Here is a 17,921-nt window from a genome sequence, read left to right on the forward strand (position 1 = left end):
CGGGATGACAGCAACGGAGGTCGTCATGCGAAGAAATCCTGTCCGCCGGCGTGACCCGCTCACCGCGTTCGGCCAGGGGCCGGCCGCGACGCTCGGACAACGGCGCGTCCACCTGCACTGGGCGAACCTGTTCGGCGTGGTGTCGTTCGCCTGCCTGCTCGTGCTGGCCGCCACGGGGGTCGTGCTGATGTTCACGTACGTGCCCTCGGGCGACCTGGTCACGTACGACGGGCCCCACGAGCCGCTGGCCGGTGCGCGGGTCAGCAAGGCGTTCGACTCGACGATGGAGATCTCGTTCGAGCAGGCGGGCGGGATGCTGATCCGTCAGACCCATCACTGGGCAGGTCTCGTGCTCCCGGCCGCGATGATCCTGCAGCTGCTCGCGCTCTTCTTCACGGGCGGGTTCCGCCGGCCCCGCCGGGCGGGCTGGGTGCTCCTCACCCTTGCCTTTCTCACCGTGCTCGTCGCCGGCTGGAGCGGCTACGCCCTGCCCGACGACATGCTCTCGGGAACCGGCCTGCGAATCGTCGAGGGAGTGATGCTCGGCATCCCCGTGGTCGGTACGTGGCTCGCGTCCTGGACCTTCGGCGGCAGGTTTCCCGGCGAGGTCGTCGAGAACCTGTATCCCGTGCACGTGGTGGTCACCCCGGCACTGATCGCCGTCCTGCTCCTGGCGCGTGCCCGGCTGGCGTACGTCCGCGGCTCCGCGCGCCCGGCCGCCGCCGCGCGGTCGCCGCACGCGACGCTCGGCATGCGTCTGTGGCCGGACGCCGCGCTGCGCGCGGCCGGCCTGAGCGCGATCACCGCCGCGGTGCTGGTACTCCTGGGGGCCACCTCCACCATCAGCCCGATCGGGTCGTACGGCCCGACGGCGGCCGGAGACGTCGGGGCCGGGAGCCAGCCCGACTGGTACATGGGTTTCCTCGACGGCGCCCTGCGCCTGGTCCCCGCGGGTTGGGAGGCCGAATGGTTCGGCTGGACGTGGACCTTCGCCGTTCTCGTCCCGCTGCTGGTGGTCGGCGGCTACTTCCTTCTCGTCGTCGTCCACCCGTTCGTGGCGGACTGGGTCACGGGCGACACCGTCGAGCACCACGTCCTGGACCGGCCGCGGAACGTTCCGGCGCGCACGGGGCTCGGCGTCGCCGGCATGGTGTTCTACGGGGTGCTGTGGGCCGCGGGCGGTGCCGACATCCTCGCCACCGCGTTCGGCCTCACCGTCGAGTCGGTCATCACCGTGCTGCAGGTCGCGCTCGTGACCGGCCCGCCGCTGTCGTTCGAGGCGACACGGCGGATATGCGTGGGGCTCCGGCGCAGGGACCGTGAGATCGCTCGGCACGGGTACGCCACGGGGCGGATCGTCCGCCTGGCCTCCGGCGAGTACGTCGAGGTGCGCCGGCCGGTTCCCGGGCCGGAACTCGCGCGCCTGGAGGTCCCGGGCGGGGCGCCGGCGACACGCGGCGAAGCCTTGCGGTCCCGTGACCCGCGCCCTCAGCGTCCCGCACGCACCAGCCCCGACTCGTAGGCGCGCACCACCATCTGGGTCCGGTCGCGCAGGCCGAGCTTGTTGAGGATCCGTGACACGTGCGTCTTGACGGTCTGTTCGGCGAGGACCAGCGTGTCGGCGATCTCCGCGTTGGACTGGCCTGCCGCCACCTGGCGCATGACGTCGAGCTCCCGGTCGGTGAGCCCGGACAGTGTCGCGTCGGGGCGGCTCCGCGCCTCCGGCCGCGCCGCGTAGTCGGCGATGAGCGCCCGCGTGATCTTGGGGGAGAGCAGCGCCTCCCCCTCGGCCACCACCCGGACCGCGTGGGTCAGCTCCTCCGGCGGCGAGTCCTTCAGCAGGAAGCCGCTCGCGCCGGCGCGCAGCGCGGCGAACACGTAGTCGTCCGCGTCGAACGTCGTCAGCATGATCACCTTGGGCGGCGTGCCGGGTGCCGCGAGGATCGCGCGTGTCGCGTCCAGGCCGTTCACGCCGGGCATGCGGATGTCCATCAGCACCACATCGGGCCGTGTGCGGCGCACGATCCCCGTGATGCCCGCACCGTCGTCGGCCGTGCCGACCACCGTGATGCCCTCGTGGGCATCCAGGAGCGCCGCGAAGCCGGCGCGGATCATCGACTGGTCGTCGACGACCAGGACGCGGATCTCCCGCGCGGTGCCGTCGGAGGTGAACGCCATGACCTCAACCTATCCCGGCGCGAACCGGGCCGAGCTTGGCTCCTGGGAGTGACGCCGAGGTCCGTACCGGACGCCTACTCTGACCCTGATGGACAGCACCCGCGAACGCCGCCTCCCCGCGGTCATGCGCGCCCTGACGAGGACCGACGACGCCACCGTCTCACCCGCACGCCGCGCCGTGGTGTGGCTCTGGACGATCGTCTCGGTCGGCACGGTCGTGCTCGTCGCCGTCGGGTGGCCGGTCACGGCCTCGGGCTACGGCACCCACCCGCTCGCGGCCATGGTGGGCACCCTCGTGCACTGCGCCGCCGTGGCACTGGCGGTGCGGTGGCCGTGGGCGGGCCTGGGCGCGTCGATCGCCGGGGCGCTGGTCCTGATCCCGATCACCGCCGGGGCCGCGCCCGAGTGGCCCTGGCCGTGGCCGGTCACCGTGCTGCTCGCGCACTGCCTCACCGTGTTCGTCCTGGCCCTGCGCCATCCCTGGTACTGGGCGGCGTCGCTCTGGTCGGCCGGGGCGATGCTCACGGTCCTGGCGCCGGCCGCCGTCAGGCACCCGGCCGACGACGCCGTCATGGCCAACGGCGTGGTGCTGCTCTCGGTGAGCGGCGCCTTCGCTCTCGTGGGGCTTCTCGTCCGGCTGTGGATCGCCAGCGTGGGCCGCGTCGAGGAGGCCCAGCGGCTCAGCGCGGCGGAGGTCGCCCGGCGCCGTGAGCTGGAGGAACGCAACCGCATCGCCCGCGAGCTGCACGATGTCGTCGCACACTCCATGTCCGTCATCACCGTCCAGGCCACGACGGCCGGTTACCGTCTGCCCGGGCTCGACGACGCCGTCCAGCGGGAGTTCGCCGAGATCGCCGCCTCCTCCCGTCGCGCGCTGGGCGAGATGCGCGGCCTGCTCGGCATCCTGCGCGGGCACGACACCGCGCCCACCGCGCCGCTGCCAGGCCTTCCCGACGTCGCCGGCCTCGTGGACTCCACCCGCGCCTCGGGCGTCGAGATCACGTACTCCGGTACCGACGCCGAGGTGCCCGACGCTGTCGGGCTCACGGCGTTCCGCGTCGTCCAGGAGGCGCTGAGCAACGCCCTGCGGCACGCCCCCGGCTCGCCCGTCGCGGTCACCGTCTCCGACGACGGGCACGACCTCACGGTGCGCGTCGCCAACTCCGCCCCCGAGCGGGTCGCGGAGCCGGCGCCCGGCGCCCGGCTCGGCCTGGCCGGCATCCGCGAGCGTGTCGGTGCCCTGCGCGGCACCGTGACGGCGGACGTGACGCCCGACGGCGGTTTCCAGCTCGTCGCCGTCATCCCCGTGGTCGAGGACGAGGACCCGCTACTCACGTAGGGGGTGAACTTGGCTCTCGCGGGGGACGCGCGCCACGTGAACTCGTTCGTAGGTTGACGAGCATGACGATCGACAGCCCGGCCCGACCGGCCTCCCCGGCCCGACCGGCCTCCCCGGCCCGACCGGCCTCCCCGGCCCGCCCGGCCCGACCGGCTCGGCCCGTCCGGCCCCGCACCGCCCGCAACCCGCAGACCAACGACTACTTCGACCTCATGCGCCGCGTCGCCGACGCCGGTCTGATGGAGCGGCGGTTCCGCTGGTACGTCTGGCGGACGGTGGCCCTGGCCGCGCAACTGGCGGTCGCGTTCGTGCTGCTGCTGACGCTCGGCCAGACGTGGTGGCAGCTGCTCGTCGCGGCAGGGTTCGCCGTCGCCTTCACCCAGGGCGCCTTCCTCGCGCACGACGGCGCCCACCAGCAGGTGTTCACCAGCGGCGCACGCAACGCCTGGTACTCCCGCGTCATCGGGAACCTCGTCGTCGGGCTGAGCTACGGGTGGTGGACCCGTAAGCACAACAAGCACCACGGCAACCCGAACGTGATCGGCAAGGACGGCGACATCGCCACGGGAGCGCTCGTCTTCGTGCCCGGTGAGGCGGAAGGGCGTACCGGCCTGCTCGGCTGGGTGACCCGGCGCCAGGGCTGGCTGTTCTTCCCGTTGCTCACGCTGTTCGGACCGGTGTTCCACGCCAACGCCATCCAGGTCCTGGCCACCACGCCGGCGATCAAGCACCGGGCCGCCGAGGCGTGGCTGCTCGGCATCCGGCTGGTCGGCTTCCCGGTGCTCGTCATCGCGACACTCGGGCCGTGGCTCGGTGCGGCCTTCCTCGCGGTCCAGCTCGTCGTCTTCGGCGTCTACATGGGGGCGGCGTTCGCTCCCAACCACAAGGGCATGCCGCTGATCCCGAAGGACGCCGACGTGGACTTCCTGCGCCGGCAGGTGCTCACCTCCCGCAACATCCGTGGCGGCCGGTTCGTCGACTGGGCGATGGGCGGCCTCAACCTTCAGGTCGAGCACCACGTGTTCCCGCGCATGGCGTCCGGCAACCTCCGGCGCGCCCAGCCGATCGTGCGGGAGTTCTGCGCCGAGCGCGGCATCCCGTACACGGAGACCGGGCTCCTGGAGTCCTACCGGATCGTGATCCGCTACCTCAACAGGGTGGGTCTCGGCCACGTCGACCCGATGGAGTGCCCGATCGCGGCACGCTACCGCTGACGGCGGGCCGGTGCGAGCCATGCCCTCGCCGGTACTCGCCACCGGTGACACCCGGGGCACCGGTCCCGGCCCGACGGCTCGCGGTCGTTCAGGACTGCACCGATGCCCCGACCAGCCAGGCCGTGAGCACGACGATCACGACCATGAGCGCGGTCTCCCGGCCGGCGCCGCGCCGTAGCGAGCCGATCGCCGTCCGGGAGCGCCCCGCGTGGCGCACCACCGCACGGCGCCGTGCCGTGAGTCTGGGCACGACGTCGAAGTGGTTGTACGCGCCGATCGCTCCGACGACGACCACCACCCCGACCTTGGCCAGCAGGAACCACCCCCAGGTGCTCTCCCAGAGCTGGGCCGGGCGGTCGAGGACGGCGGCCGCCAGCACCACGCCGGCCGCGCCGACCACCGCGACGGACACGGCCGCGACGACGGAGAAGCGCGCCCCCAGCAGCGCGGCGTCGAGCTCGCGTCCGTCCCGCCGCCGGGTGCGCAGCAGGAGCCCGATCGCGACGACACCGCCCACCCACGTGGCGGCCGCGGCGAGATGCGCCACGTCGGCGGTCACGACGAGCCATCGCGGCTCGACGGTGTTGCTGTGGCCGCTGACGACCTGTCCGGCACCGATCAGCGCGGCGCCGAGGACCGCCGGCCACGAGGCCCGCAGCGTGCGCCACGCGCCCGCCGCCACGGCCACGGCACCGGCAGCCTGGAGGCCGACGTCCCAGATGGTCGTGCCCGTGAGCGAGTCGGCGACCGCGGAGGGCGACACCGCCGCCGCGAGATCACCGTGCGCCACCAGCACCGATCTGGCCATGACGCGGACGGCCAGGCCGAGGAGGACCAGCGCGCCGGCCCACCGGACGAGCCGCAGCACGGTCGGCGCGTCCTCCACGTCGCGACGGCGCAGCACGAGACCCGTGAACGCCAGGCCGCCGGCGGCGACCAGCCCGCCCCAGAGCGCGGTGGCGCTGCCCAGCCGGGCGACCGCGTTCGCGGCGTTCGTCGCGGGAGTGTCCATCGTGGCGGGATCGTGACCCGTGTCGTGGTGCGTGCCGGCGTGCGCCGCGGAGTCGCCGCCGGAGGCGGCGTCGCCCGCGGCATCACCGCTGCCGGCGTCGCCGTCGGCGTCCGCCGGGCCCGTCGCGTCGGCGGACGGCGTGTCGGCGGACGGCGTGCCGGCGGCTCCGGCAGACCCGCCCGAGCCCTCGCCGGCCACGGTGAAGCCGAAGGAGCCCTCCAGCGGATGGCCGTCCTGAGCCGCGGCGTACCAGGTCACGGTGTAGTCGCCGGGGCCCAGCGGATCTCCGGGGGTCGCCGTCAGGACGAGACCGTCCTCGGCTGGGGCGACGTCGGCCTCGACGGTGCCCTCCGGACCGTCGATCACCACACCGTCGCCGAGCACGCTCACCGGCAGCGTGAAACGCAGCGTGACCTCGGTCACCGGGCGGCTCGACGTCGACCCGGCGGCGGGCGCCGTCGACTCGAGCCGGGTGTGCGCGCCGGCGGACGGCGCGCACCAGAGCGAGAGCAGAAGGGCGGCGATCAACGCGGCGGCAGTGCGGGGCACGACGACGCGGGGGTGCGCGCCGTCGGGGGTTCGGCGCATGGGGGGACTCCTTCGTGCACGGTGGTGCGCCGGCCGGGCGCCGGCGCACCACCTGTCGGTCACAGTGAGGCGAGGAGGTCTTGCATCTCGTCGATCTCGTCCTGCTGTGTGGCGACGATCGTCTGCGCCATCTCGATCGCACCCGCGTCCTGACCGGACTCGATCTGCGTCTGCGCCATCTCGATCGCGCCCTGGTGGTGGGCGATCATCTGCTCCAGGAACAGGCGGTTCGCCTCCGCGCCGGAGGCGTCCTCCAGCATCCGCAGGTCCTCCTCCGACATCATGCCGTCCATCCCGGCGTGCCCGGAGTGCTCGGCGGTGCGCTCGGCGCCCCAGGCGTCCAGCCACCGGCCGAGCTCCTCGATCTCGGGCGCCTGCGCCTCCTTGACCTCGGTGGCGACGTCGGTGATCCGGGGGTCGACGCCGGGTTCGGCCAGGACCACGTCCGCCATCTCGATCGCCTGCTCGTGGTGCGGGATCATCATCTGCGCGAACATGACGTCCGCGTCGTTGTGTCCTGCGTGCTCGCCGGCCGCCGTCGCGGTGTCCTGCGCGGGCTCCTCGGAACCCGCGCAGCCTGCGAGGGCGGCTGCGGCAGCCAGGGCAAGGACGGACATCAGGGTGTGCTTCATGGGTTTTCCTCGAACTCGTCTCGGGCAGTACTCATCGGCGCGGCCGCTCAGGCACGGTCACGCTCCGCGGGTCGGCGCGATGCGCGCCGCGGCCGGGTCTACGTCCGTGAGATGCAGAGTTCGTGCAAGGAAGGAGCGGCGACGGCGCGCACGCCGGTAAACACCGGGGTCATGGCCGCCGACGAGAGGAGCGGGGACCGCCACAGGAGCCGTCGCGCCGGCACGACGAGGGCGAGGAGCGCGACGAGGATCATCAGGCACATCGCCGTCGTGAGGTCGTGGCCGCCGCACCCGTCATGGCAGGCGCCCACCTCCCGTTCCCCGGGCGTGCGGCTCTCCGGCGCCTGCCTCACCGATACGTCACCGGCGGCCGTGAGCCGCGCTGTCGCGTCCTGCTCTGCCGTGGTGCGTGCGGCGGCGACGCGTTCGGCCGTGGCCGGCTGGGCGGTGACGACAGGGGCCTCACCGTGCGGCACGTGGTGCATGTGCGCCGTCGGTGACCCGCTCATCGAGTGCATCGTGACCACGCCGAAGATCACCGTCAGGATCGCCAGTACCCCGATCGGACCTCGCCGGGGCCCACCGGCGACCGAACGGAGGAGGGAGATCACGTGCACGGCACGGAGGCTATCCCACTGTCGGCGTCCAGGGAACCGGCGCGGTACACGCGGAAGCCGCCGCCGTCGTTCCCGAGCGCCTGGCCCGCGTGGCGGTCACCGGCAGCTGATCGAGTCCTCGAAGTCGATCGCGTAGCGCGCGGAGCCCCAGCACTTCAGGAACGGCGACGACATCGTCCACGAGCCCGACGCGAGCACGCCGACGAGCACGAGCGCGACCCACGGGCCCGGGCGACGGGCACCGGCCAGCACCGTTCCGACCACCGCGCCCAGGACCGCGATCCCGAGCAGCACGACCGTCAGGGGCACCAGGTTGAGGTACAGCCTGCTGCTGTCGATGCCGTCCGCGGACGGGTCGGGTGCGACAGGAACGACGGCGACCCATGGGGCGACGAACGTCGGCAGAACGATGAGCGCCGAGACGGTCAGCAGTATCCGGCCGTAGGCGTGCCGACGTCGCTCGGGTTGCTCGAAGAGAGTCATGTCAGCCGCCCTCCACGGTTGGATCAGAGCGCTGACCACCTTAGACGACGACCGGGACCGCTGATCGCAGGGACCCCCGTCGTCCGGACGCAGGACAGATGCTCGACCGATCGCGAGCCGTCGGAAGGTCCGGTGACGCGCCGCAGGCGCGTCACCCTCAGCCTGCTTCGGCGGCTGCCTTCTTGGCCTTCTTGAAGTCGCGGACCTTCTGGAGGGTCTCGGGGCTCGTGACGTCGGCGACGGAGCGGTAGCCGTCCAGGGCGTAGTCACCGGCGGCTTGCTCCCAGCCCTCGGGACGGATGCCCATCTGTTTGGCGAGGAGTGCCACGAAGACCTTGGTCTTCTGATCTCCGTACCCCGGCAGTGCGCGCACGCGAGCGAACAGGTCCTCACCGGACGTGGCCTCGCTCCAGATGCGGGTCGCGTCGCCGTCGTACTCCTCGACCACATGCCGGGCCAGGTCCTGGACCCGGCCTGCCATCGACCGGCCGTAGCGGTGGATGGCCGGGGGAGTGGTAGCCAGCTCCACGAACCGGTCCGGGTCGGTCTCGGCGATCACGGCCGGGTCGATCGACCCGAGCCGGGACTTGATCTTCCACGGCCCCCGGAACGCGTGCTCCATCCCGTACTGCTGGTCCAGCAGCATCGCCACCACCACCGCGAACGGATGCTCATCCAGTACGGCATCGGCCTCCGGCATGCCTGTCACGTGGAACGACACGAGAATCACCCTTCCTGACGCACTTGACGGCCGGCTCAGCCTCCGGTCCGGCGGCATCCGGCGTGACGGTGCGGACCGCTCGACGCCGGAGCGTGCCGAGGTCCGCGTCGGCGGTGCCCCACCGTCCCATCCCGGCCATTATCGCGCCGCATGCTCTCGCCGCCCCTCGAGGCCGGTACCACGGCAGAGGCGCTCACGCGGTCAGCGTGGACCCGAGGGGCCGGCCCGCGTCGAATCCCGGGAGCACGAGGAACGAGGCGCTCGCCGTCGGGGTGGCGAACTCCATGAGTGCGTCGATCTCGTCGAGCCGGTGCTGCGTGCGCACGAAGGTGTCGAGCTCGCGCTGGAAGGAGATGAAGAACAGCCCGGTCTCGCCGGGATCGTCCCCGACGGCGGGCGCGGCGAACCCGTAGCCTCGCCGGAGCATCAGGCCGCTGCCGGTGAAGGACGGGTGCGCCGCCCGCGTGTGTGCCCGGGCCGGTACGAGGTACTGGCCCGTGGGTGTCTTGGCGCGCAGGTCGACGTCGTCGGACATCGTGCCGCCCGACAGGGGCGCGCCGTCCGAGAGCCGCCGTCCGATGACGGCCTCCTGGCTGCCGGTACCGAGTTCCGCGAACCTCGCGGTGTCGAGGACCAGCCGCCGCAGCACGCACAGGGTGCCGCCTGTCACGCGAGGATCGCCGCCGTCCCCTTCCGGGGGCAGCCAGACCTCGCGGCTCAGCTCCCGGACGCCGTGCGGGACCGTGATGCCGTCGTGGAAGCCGAGCGGGTTCCGCGCCACCATGCCGTCACCGGGCCCCCGGAAACAGGACTCCGACCAGCGCGGTGTCGCGTCCCCGAGGGCGGCGCGCAGTTCCCGGAGCGCGGCGGGCAGGGCCATCGGGTCCGAGCCGTGGAGGGCGAGGAGAAGATCACCGCCCACCCGCTCGGGTGCGATCGACTCGTCGCCGGCGAACCGGGGCAGCGCCGTGGCACCGGGAAGGCCGGGATCGATCGCGGCCACGGGCCGCGGGCCGAGGCCCACGGTCACGGTGAGGTCGCCGGCGCCGCCCGGTGGGACGGCGGAAGCGGCCCCTGTGAGGTCGAGAACCGCCGTGCCCAGCGTGGCGAGACGGGACAGGAGGGTGGCAGGGCTCCCGGCGTCCGGCAGATCGAGCACCGTCAGCAGCCCGAACCTCTGGGGCGTGGCGGGCCGGTCGATCCCGGCCTGAGTCGTGCCGTCCGGCCGCACCGCGCCGGTCGACGGCGCGTCGGCGGGCAGGTCCGCGGCGGCTGCCGGCGTGCCGTCGTCACGCCCCTGTTCGAGGGCCGTTCCGGCCGCCGTCCCGCCGGCCGCCGCCACGACGCCGGCGATCACCCCGCCCGTCCCGAACAGCACCTCCCGTCGGCTGACCCGGTCCATCGGTCAGCTCTCGGACCGGTCGGGCGTCTCGCGCAGCTCGACGTCCCGCAGCAGCGGCGGAACGGTCACCGTGGCGTGCTCGAGGGTGACCGCGGCCCATCGGTCGCCGAGGCGTACGTCGACCCGGTGCGCGAGACCGGTCCGGTCCACCCAGTACCGGATCCCGGCGGCGTCGGGATCGACGACGGAACCGGTCGTCGGCGCGGGCGAGGGAGCCGGACTCCCGGCCGCCCCCGCCGAACCGTCGTCGTCCAGCTCCTTCGGCGCCGCCGTGGGTCCCGCGAACACCGTCACCGCCCGTTCGCCCGTGGTGTCCTCGCGCAGCCACAGCGCACCGCCCTGGCGGATGAGCATCGGGTTCTCCGGGCGGTCCGAGCCCAGGCTCGCGAGCACCGTGAGGACGACTGCCAGCGGTGAGCTCGCCGGGTCCAGTTCTCCGGCCTGCCACCCGTCGAGCGACCTCAGGGGTGTGCCGAGGCGGTCGCCGGTGCTCGTCGCGACGAGCCGGCCGTTCCAGGCGACACGGTCGGACGGCCGGCCGTCGGCGGAGACGAGTCCGTAGCCCGTGTGCGTCGTGTAGTCGAACCAGCCCTGGAGCCTCACCTCGTGGCCCTGCTCGGTGTACCGCGCGGTGACCTTGCGGCTGCCCGCGTCGAAGTTCCGGAACCGGACGTTCGCCAGCTGCTCGGACTCCGCGACGGTGACGGGGCGTGCGGGCGCGGGCTCCGCGGCCGGTCCGCCGCCGTCCGTGCAGGCGGCGGCGAGGAGCAGCGTGACGGCGACGACGGCGCCCGGCGCCTGGCGTGCCCGCCACCGTCGCGGGAACCGGCGGCCGCCGTGCTGCTCGCCAGGACTCCGGGTCATGCCACACCACTCCGTTCGGCCAGAAGGTCGGCGTCCGGGACGCCTTCGGGGAGTCGGATCCCGGCCGTCACCGTGCTCGGCAGCGGCGCGGGAACGTTCTCGACATCGGTCATGCCCGGTTGCGGCGGGGGCGCCGGCACCTCGAGGAAGCTCATGCCCGGCGGCGCCTGCACCCGCGGGAGCTCACCGGGTGCCACGCCGTCCAGCGGCCCGGGGGTCCCGCATGCCGCTCGAAGGTTCTCCGGCAGGGTCGACGCGGCGGCGCCGGGGCAGGTTCCCCGCGCCGGGGCACGGTCCGCCGAGACGTTCGCGATGTCGACGCCGTTGCGGCTCACGCCGTCGCCGGCCCAGGAGCCGTCGACCCGGTTCCCGACGGCGGCCAGGTCCTCCGTGTTGGCCAGGAGCACCCCCGCGCGCGGGTTCCCCGCGACCAGGTTGTCGCGCAGCACGTTGTGCCGGCCGCCGCTGATGCCGATGCCGATGCCGAACGCACCCTCGGCGTGCGCGGGGGAGTCGGCGGAGGTGTTCGTCGTGACGACGTTGCCGACCACCGTGCCGGCGCGTTGAGGGGTGAACGCCTCCTGGTAGTTGGACAGGAAGGTCATCCCGACCCGGTTGGCCGAGAAGCGGTTCCCGGAGACCACCACCGAGTCGGAGGCATTCGCGTTCTCGAACCCCACCGCATTACGTTCGGCGACGTTTCCCTGTACGAGGATGTCGCACTCGCGGCACTGGCCGACATAGATCCCGGAGTCCGCCGAACCCGAGGCGTAGGAATCGGTGATGGCGCCGTGCCGGGCGTCGAACGCGTAGATGCCGTACAGCCCGTTGTTGGCGGCGGTGACGTGCCGGACGGCGAATCGTTCCACCGGCGGAAACCTCGAGGGGTCGAGTCGTTCGTAGCCGTCGGTCCCGTGGGCGCTCGGGCCGTCGTCGTCGTGCATTCCCGTGACGAGCACGCCGTAGTGCATCGTGCGGCGGACGGTGAGGTTCTCGATACGGACGCCGTCGGCGGTGGCGACGACCCCGGAGCTCCGGACGCCCTCGCCGTCGATCACGACGGCGTTGCGATCGGTGCCGCGAACCGTGACGTCGTCGGTGTCGACGAGGACGCTCTCGGCGTAGGTGCCGGGAGAGACCAGGACCAGGTCCCCGGGGGAGGCGGCGTCGACCGCGGCCTGGACGGTCGTGTGCTCGTCCGGAACGCGCAGGACCGCGGGAGTTCCATCCCCGCCGCCCGCCGTTCCCTCGGTGGCGGCGGAGCCGCCGGCGCACGCGGCGACGGTGAGGACGGCCACCGCGGCCGCGGCCCGGCGGAAAACACCGATGAATGATGCCAGGTCCCGTTTCGACGGCATGGCTGGAGTGTAGGCATGACGCTGTTCGGGTGCATCTGCGGGGCGATTTTCTCAACATTCTTTGTCGTGCGCGAAAATGCGCAGGACTGCGCACGGATGCGCGGGGTGAGGGTGCGCCGGCCTCCGGAAGGAATGACCGTCGAACGGCTGGCCACGGCGATGCGGGCGGGTGAATCATCGACCGTTCGGGTTCGGTGCTGAGCGCCACCCCGGGAATCCGGATAACGTCGATTCCGGTCTCGTGATTCCTACCTGCGCTCCACGGGAGAACCATGCGTTCTGCGATCTCCGGAAGCCCTGGCCGTTCGCGTCTTCTCGGCCGTTCCCGTCTTCTCGGCGTGACCGCGACCGTCGGGCTCACCACGGCGATGCTCCTCGTCCCTTCGGCGGTGCCGCCGACGTCGGCCGCTCCGGAGGACGTCATCGCGGCCGGCCGGGTCTTCGAGGACCACGACGGCGACGGGGCGTTCGACGACGACGCCACGGACGGGTTCCTCGAACGCGGCGTCGGCAACGTCACGGTCACCGTGACCGACGCCCTCGGGCGATCGGCGACCACTCGGACCGAACGCGTGCAGGCATGGCAGCCCGGCGATCCGGCCGACACCCCCGAGAACCCGAACGACCCGACGGACCCGGACGTCGTCCCGGGCCACTGGTACCAGGAGTCCGACGGAACGTGGTCGATGACGGAGCAGGAGTTCGCGGACCAGACGGGGTCCGCACCGTTCGTCGCCGCCGGCACGGCGACCGCACGACTCCGGGTCACCTTCTCGGACGTGCCCGCACACCACGAGTCGTGGTTCGCGGGGGACGGAGCGCAGAACGACACGTCGGTGCAGTTCGTGGCGGCCGGGGACGACACGGTCGACTACGGTGTCCTGCGTCCCGAGGACCACCGGACCGACCCGTTCGACCTCGTCACCGCGATCCAGTCCGCCGGTGACCCGCAGGACCCGGGGTCCGCGGACCGCACGGCACTCCGCGCGGCCGACTGGTCGACGTCGCAGGACGTGCACTACTACCAGGACCTGAACAAGAACGGCAGCTACGACGAGGGCACCGACACCCTCGCGCCGTCGGGTCCGGACGGCGACGAGTACGGCTGGTACGACGACCGGAACGGCGACGGCTTCTGGGACGCCGACGAGCCGGGCTCGGACGTCTCGTTCGTCGACGAGAACGGCAACGGGATCTGGGACGCCGGGCCGTGGAGCAACGCGACGCTCTACGACGGGGTCGACGCCGTCGGACCGACGCGGACCGTCGAGCCGCAGCGGTTCGACTCGGTCCGCGTGCTGCACCCCGACGGCGAGTGCTGGACCGGCCCGTTCGTCTTCACCGAGCGGCTCACCACACCGCAGACCGTCCCGGATGACCCGAGCACCGAGGTGGACGAGTCCACCAGCCCTCGCGCGGGCGCGTTCGCCGCGACCGACGTCGAGGTGAACTGCTACAACTTCACCGGCACCGTCAGCGGTATCTTCGTGCCGGCCGGCGGGTACGACGGCGAGCCGCGGTTCACCCAGGCGCGCACCGTGAACCTCACCGAACCTTCGGCTCCGCGCGACCTCGCGACCTTCGGCGAGCTCGGCTCGGTCTGGGGCAACGCGTACGAGAAGACCAGCAACACCTACCTGCTCTCGGCGCTGTACAAGCGGGTCTCGGGTCTCGCGGAGCATCGGTGGGGCGGGGACACCGACCGCGCGCTGGGCGCCGTCTACCGCATCCCGGACGTTCTCGACCCGGCGAGCGGGCGGGTGGCGGACGACATCGGCCCGGCGGGCAGCGTCGAGCCCTGGTTCTCCCTCACGGACCTGGGCATCGACGTCGGGTCGGTGCCGTCGAACGCGGATCGCGGGATCGGCGCGCCGACCGACGAGGTGGCGGATCCGGACGCCTTCGCGAACGCCGGCAAGGTCGGTATCGGCGGCATCGACACCTGGACCGACGGCTTCACCACCTACCTCTACGTGATGAACCTCGCGGACCGGGACCTGTACCGCATCGACATCACGCCCACCAGCCCGGACAGCCCCGACCACGACCCCGGCTTCGTCCCGACCGCCGCCGACGTGCTGCGGATCCCGCTCGGCCTCGGCGAGTCCGAGCGTCCGTGGGCGGTCGAGGTGTACGGCGACGAGGTGTTCGTCGGCTGGGCCGACACCGGCCAGGCGCCGGGCAACTGCGCCACCACGGGTTCCGGTGAGCCGGACGTGGACGGGTGGCCGGCGTGCGACAGCACCGAGCCGCTGCATGCCCGCGCCGCGAAGCTCTCTCTCGACGGCGGGAGCCCCGAGCAGGTGCTCGACGTGGACCTGGGCTATCCGCGCGGCGACCCGATCAACGGCTGGGGCGGCCAGGGCTCCCGCTACTCGAACCAGTACCCGCAGGTGCGGCACTGGAACTCCTGGGCCGACGAGTGGACGTGGGACGCGGGCGACACGGACGGCAACGGCTGGCCGGACGGTTCGGCAGGCCTGGACGTGTCCGCGGGCACCGGATGGTCCAGCGGGCACCACATCCAGGTGTACCCGCAGGCCATCCTGTCCTCCCTGACGTTCGACAGTGCCGGGTTCATGACGCTCGGTCTGACCGACCGGACCGAGCTGCAAGCGGGCAACATCCAGTGGGCGGCCGACGTCGGCCAGGACGACGGCACATCGCCCGACATCCACTTCGAGGCGGTCTCGGCCGGGGACATGCTTCTGGCCGGCCGGGACGCCGATGGCACGTTCGCGCTGGAGCACGCCGCCCGGGCCACCGGGGTGGGTGCCGACGGCGAGACCACGGAGCGGTTCGACTCCACGCCCGTGCACCGGGAGCCCGGACCGGGCGGGTTCGAGTTCTACGCGGACGACCAGGCGCTCGACGGCAACGCCCGCGGCTTCGCGCAGGAACTGAACCACGAGGAGTCGGCGCTCGGCGCCGTGCTGGAGCCCCCGGGCGCCACGGAGGTCGTCACCACCGCCTTCGACCCGCTCGTCAACGTCCGCGTCCAGGGCTTCGAGTGGATGACCGTGGACGACGGAGCGCCGGACCGCGGCGTCGAGCTCACCACCGACCCGGGCGAGTCGACCCTGCCGAGCCCTTCGTTCCAGAAGGGGGGCGGCCTGGGCGACCTCGACGCGCTCGCGCTCCCGGCGCCGGTCGAGATCGGCAACCGGGTGTGGTTCGACGCCGACCAGGACGGCCTGCAGAGCGCGGACGAACCGGGACTCGGCGGTATCGAGGTCGAGCTCGTCGACACCGCGGGCGACGTCGTCGCCACGCAGACCACGGCGGACGACGGGACGTACTACTTCTCCTCACGGGAGGCGGACACGGAGCACTTCGCGCCGCTGGAGTTCGGTGACGACTACACCGTCCGGTTCGTGAGACCCGCCGACGGCACCCTGACCGTCGACCTCTGGGGAACGGCCGTGACCGCTCCGTGGTCCGCCGTGCCGTTCACCGCGACGCAGGTGACCGCGGGCGACAACCCGCACGACGAGACGGACAACGCCGACGGCGTGGGACCACGTCCGGATCCGATGCCGGATGCCCCCGAGCCGGCGGACGATCCCGACCGGCACGACTCGAACCCCGGCACCACCGACGGCGAGTACGCGTTCACCCTCGGCGGCCCCGGCGAGAACGACCACTCGATCGACGCGGGCTTCCTCGCCTGGGCGCCCCTGCGTGTCGAGAAGCTGTTCGACGACCAGGGTCCCGCGCCCGCTCCGGGCAGCACGTTCGACCTCACCCTGCGGACCTCCGACTTCCGCGGGCTGGTGGCGGGGCCCCAGGACCGCGACGAGGACGCCGCCTTCACCTTCGGCGACGTCGCGACGTACCCGGGGAACGCGGGTCTGGTCACCGACGTGGATCCGGACGGCGCCGCCGACGGTGTGCTGACCGTCCGGGTCGGCGGCGACGGCACGGTGCCCCCGTCGACGGTGTGGTTCCCGATCGGCACGACCGTCGAAATCTCGGAGACCGCCGGCGAGGGTGTCGAGGAGGTGACCTACACCCCGGAGGGCCCGGTGACGCTGGTGGACGGTGACGACACCGACGGCGTGGCGACCGTGCAGGTCACCAACCGGCTGGCACCCGGTGCGACGTTCACCGTCGTCAAGTCGGTGACCGGAGGCTCCGCGGGCGACGTGCCCGACGGCACGACCTTCGGCGTGGAGTACTCCACCGACGGCGGCGCGACCTGGACGGAGCTGTCGGTCCCCTACGACGCGGACGGGGACGGCTCGCCCGCGCCCGCCGGGTCGCCGGAGTTCCCGCCGGGGACCGAGATCCTGCTGTGCGAGACCGACCTGCCGCCCCCGCCGGACGGTGTGGAGTGGGGCGACCCGCGGCTGTCCGGCGACGGCGTGACCGTCGACCCCGAGACGGGCTGCGCGGCCTTCACCGTCGGCGAGGCCGGGACCACCGTGGAGCTCGGCCTGGAGAACGTGGCGACGCCGGCCCCCGGTGACTTCGAGGTGGTCAAGACCGTCACGGGCGACGCCGCCGACGACGTGCCGCCCGGCACGACGTTCCCGGTGGAGTGGACCACCACCCCGGCCGACCCCGGCTCCTGGCAGACGCTCGACGTGCCGGTCGGGGAGCCGGTCTCTCCCGAGGGGACGTTCCCCCCGGGGACGCCGGTCACCGTGCGTGAGGGGCCGCTTCCCGAGGTGGACGGCGTCGTCTGGGGCGCGCCGGTGTTCGTGGTCGGCACCGGTGAGCCGGCCACCGGGCAGGTGACCTTCACCGTGGGGCCGGACGCGCTCGTCGAGGTGAGCCTGGAGAACACGGCCGAACCCGAACCGGGCGGCTTCTCCGTGACCAAGACGGTGACCGGCGCGGCGGCCGGGACCGTCCCCACCGAGACGGTGTTCACGCTGGAGTACTCCACCGACGGCGGCGAGACCTGGACGCCGATCGAGGTGTCCGCCGACGGCATCGGGGTGCCGGCGGAGACGTTCGAGCCGGGCACGGAGGTACTGGTCCGCGAGGCGGAACCGCTGCCGGAGGTGCCAGGCGTGGAATGGGGCGCGCCACGGCTGCTGGTCGACGGCGAGCCGGCCGGCTCGCCCGCGACGATCGTGATCCGCCCGGGTGACGAGCCGGCGGTCGGGATCGACATGGTCAACACGGCGGAGGCGGTGCCCGGATCGTTCACCCTCACCAAGGAGGTGCACGGCGAGGCCGCCGCCGACGTGCCACCGGGTACCGGGTTCACCGTCGAGTACACGGTGGACGGCGGTGCACCGGTCGAGGTCTCCGTCCCGGCCGGCGAGACCCTCACGGTCGACGGCGTCCCCGCGGGCGCCGAGGTCACCGTCAGCGAGGTCACGTTCCCCCAGGTCCCCGGGTCGAGTGGGAGTCACCCGTGTTGTCCGTGGACGGCGTCGCCGTGCAGGGCGACTCGGCCACCTTCACGGTCGGGGCGGCGGACGGCGTCGCGGTCGGGATTTCGAACACCGCCTCGCGGGCGCCCGGCAGGGTCTCCGTCACCAAGGTGGTGACGGGCCAGG

At 72.8% G+C, this 17,921-nt stretch carries 13 protein-coding genes; 4 read left to right on the top strand and 9 right to left on the bottom strand.

Translation table 11 applies throughout. The annotated features are described in order from the left end of the window. Nucleotides 1–25: 25 nt before the first annotated feature. Nucleotides 26–1,522, top strand: a complete 1,497-nt coding sequence (locus tag J0911_RS13125; RefSeq protein WP_242636703.1) for a cytochrome b — start codon at nucleotides 26–28, stop codon at nucleotides 1,520–1,522. Here the strand turns inward: J0911_RS13125 and J0911_RS13130 are convergent. Next, nucleotides 1,489–2,178 (bottom strand): response regulator, encoded by a 690-nt coding sequence (locus J0911_RS13130; RefSeq protein ID WP_207275911.1) that lies wholly within the window; start codon nucleotides 2,176–2,178, stop codon nucleotides 1,489–1,491. The genes J0911_RS13125 and J0911_RS13130 overlap by 34 nt on opposite strands. Nucleotides 2,179–2,266: 88 nt before the next feature. Here J0911_RS13130 and J0911_RS13135 point away from each other — a divergent pair, with 88 nt between their 5' ends. Together J0911_RS13135 and J0911_RS13140 are read left to right on the top strand one after the other, a co-directional pair. Then, nucleotides 2,267–3,517 carry a sensor histidine kinase gene (locus tag J0911_RS13135; RefSeq protein ID WP_207275912.1) on the top strand — a complete coding sequence of 417 codons (1,251 nt, stop codon included), beginning with the start codon at nucleotides 2,267–2,269 and terminating at the stop codon, nucleotides 3,515–3,517. Nucleotides 3,518–3,579: 62 nt separating this feature from the next. Beyond that, nucleotides 3,580–4,731: a fatty acid desaturase family protein gene (locus J0911_RS13140; protein WP_207275913.1), complete on the top strand. Its 1,152-nt coding sequence runs from the start codon at nucleotides 3,580–3,582 to the stop codon at nucleotides 4,729–4,731. 88 nt (nucleotides 4,732–4,819) lie between these two features. Here J0911_RS13140 and J0911_RS13145 read toward each other — a convergent pair whose 3' ends face one another. The 8 genes from J0911_RS13145 to J0911_RS13180 all read right to left on the bottom strand — a co-directional run bounded on the left by J0911_RS13145 (nucleotide 4,820) and on the right by J0911_RS13180 (nucleotide 12,408). Further along, nucleotides 4,820–6,331, bottom strand: a complete 1,512-nt coding sequence (locus J0911_RS13145) for a copper resistance CopC/CopD family protein (protein WP_207275914.1) — start codon at nucleotides 6,329–6,331, stop codon at nucleotides 4,820–4,822. Nucleotides 6,332–6,390: 59 nt separating this feature from the next. After that, a complete protein-coding gene (locus J0911_RS13150; RefSeq protein WP_207275915.1) occupies nucleotides 6,391–6,963 on the bottom strand; it encodes a DUF305 domain-containing protein in 573 nt (190 codons plus the stop codon). A gap of 98 nt (nucleotides 6,964–7,061) precedes the next feature. Beyond that, nucleotides 7,062–7,580 (bottom strand): hypothetical protein, encoded by a 519-nt coding sequence (locus tag J0911_RS13155; protein WP_207275916.1) that lies wholly within the window; start codon nucleotides 7,578–7,580, stop codon nucleotides 7,062–7,064. 96 nt (nucleotides 7,581–7,676) lie between these two features. Then, the gene (locus J0911_RS13160; protein WP_207275917.1) at nucleotides 7,677–8,063 is read right to left on the bottom strand and encodes a hypothetical protein; all 387 of its coding nucleotides are present in this window, start codon (nucleotides 8,061–8,063) and stop codon (nucleotides 7,677–7,679) included. 157 nt (nucleotides 8,064–8,220) lie between these two features. Continuing rightward, nucleotides 8,221–8,790, bottom strand: coding sequence for an HhH-GPD-type base excision DNA repair protein (locus J0911_RS13165; RefSeq protein ID WP_307865080.1), 570 nt, complete (start codon nucleotides 8,788–8,790; stop codon nucleotides 8,221–8,223). A gap of 187 nt (nucleotides 8,791–8,977) precedes the next feature. After that, complete coding sequence (locus J0911_RS13170; protein WP_207275918.1) at nucleotides 8,978–10,186, bottom strand: Dyp-type peroxidase; 1,209 nt, start codon at nucleotides 10,184–10,186, stop codon at nucleotides 8,978–8,980. Nucleotides 10,187–10,189: 3 nt separating this feature from the next. Beyond that, nucleotides 10,190–11,050: a hypothetical protein gene (locus J0911_RS13175; RefSeq protein WP_207275919.1), complete on the bottom strand. Its 861-nt coding sequence runs from the start codon at nucleotides 11,048–11,050 to the stop codon at nucleotides 10,190–10,192. Continuing rightward, nucleotides 11,047–12,408, bottom strand: a complete 1,362-nt coding sequence (locus J0911_RS13180; RefSeq protein WP_207275920.1) for a right-handed parallel beta-helix repeat-containing protein — start codon at nucleotides 12,406–12,408, stop codon at nucleotides 11,047–11,049. The genes J0911_RS13175 and J0911_RS13180 overlap by 4 nt, the downstream gene beginning before the upstream one ends. Nucleotides 12,409–12,746: 338 nt before the next feature. On the opposite strand from J0911_RS13180, the gene J0911_RS21165 reads away from it, so the two are divergent. Beyond that, nucleotides 12,747–17,912 (top strand): DUF5979 domain-containing protein, encoded by a 5,166-nt coding sequence (locus tag J0911_RS21165; protein ID WP_207275921.1) that lies wholly within the window; start codon nucleotides 12,747–12,749, stop codon nucleotides 17,910–17,912. Nucleotides 17,913–17,921 lie beyond the last annotated feature (9 nt).

Origin of the sequence: Myceligenerans salitolerans (assembly GCF_017349295.1) — a bacterium.
GTDB lineage: Bacteria > Actinomycetota > Actinomycetes > Actinomycetales > Cellulomonadaceae > Myceligenerans > Myceligenerans salitolerans.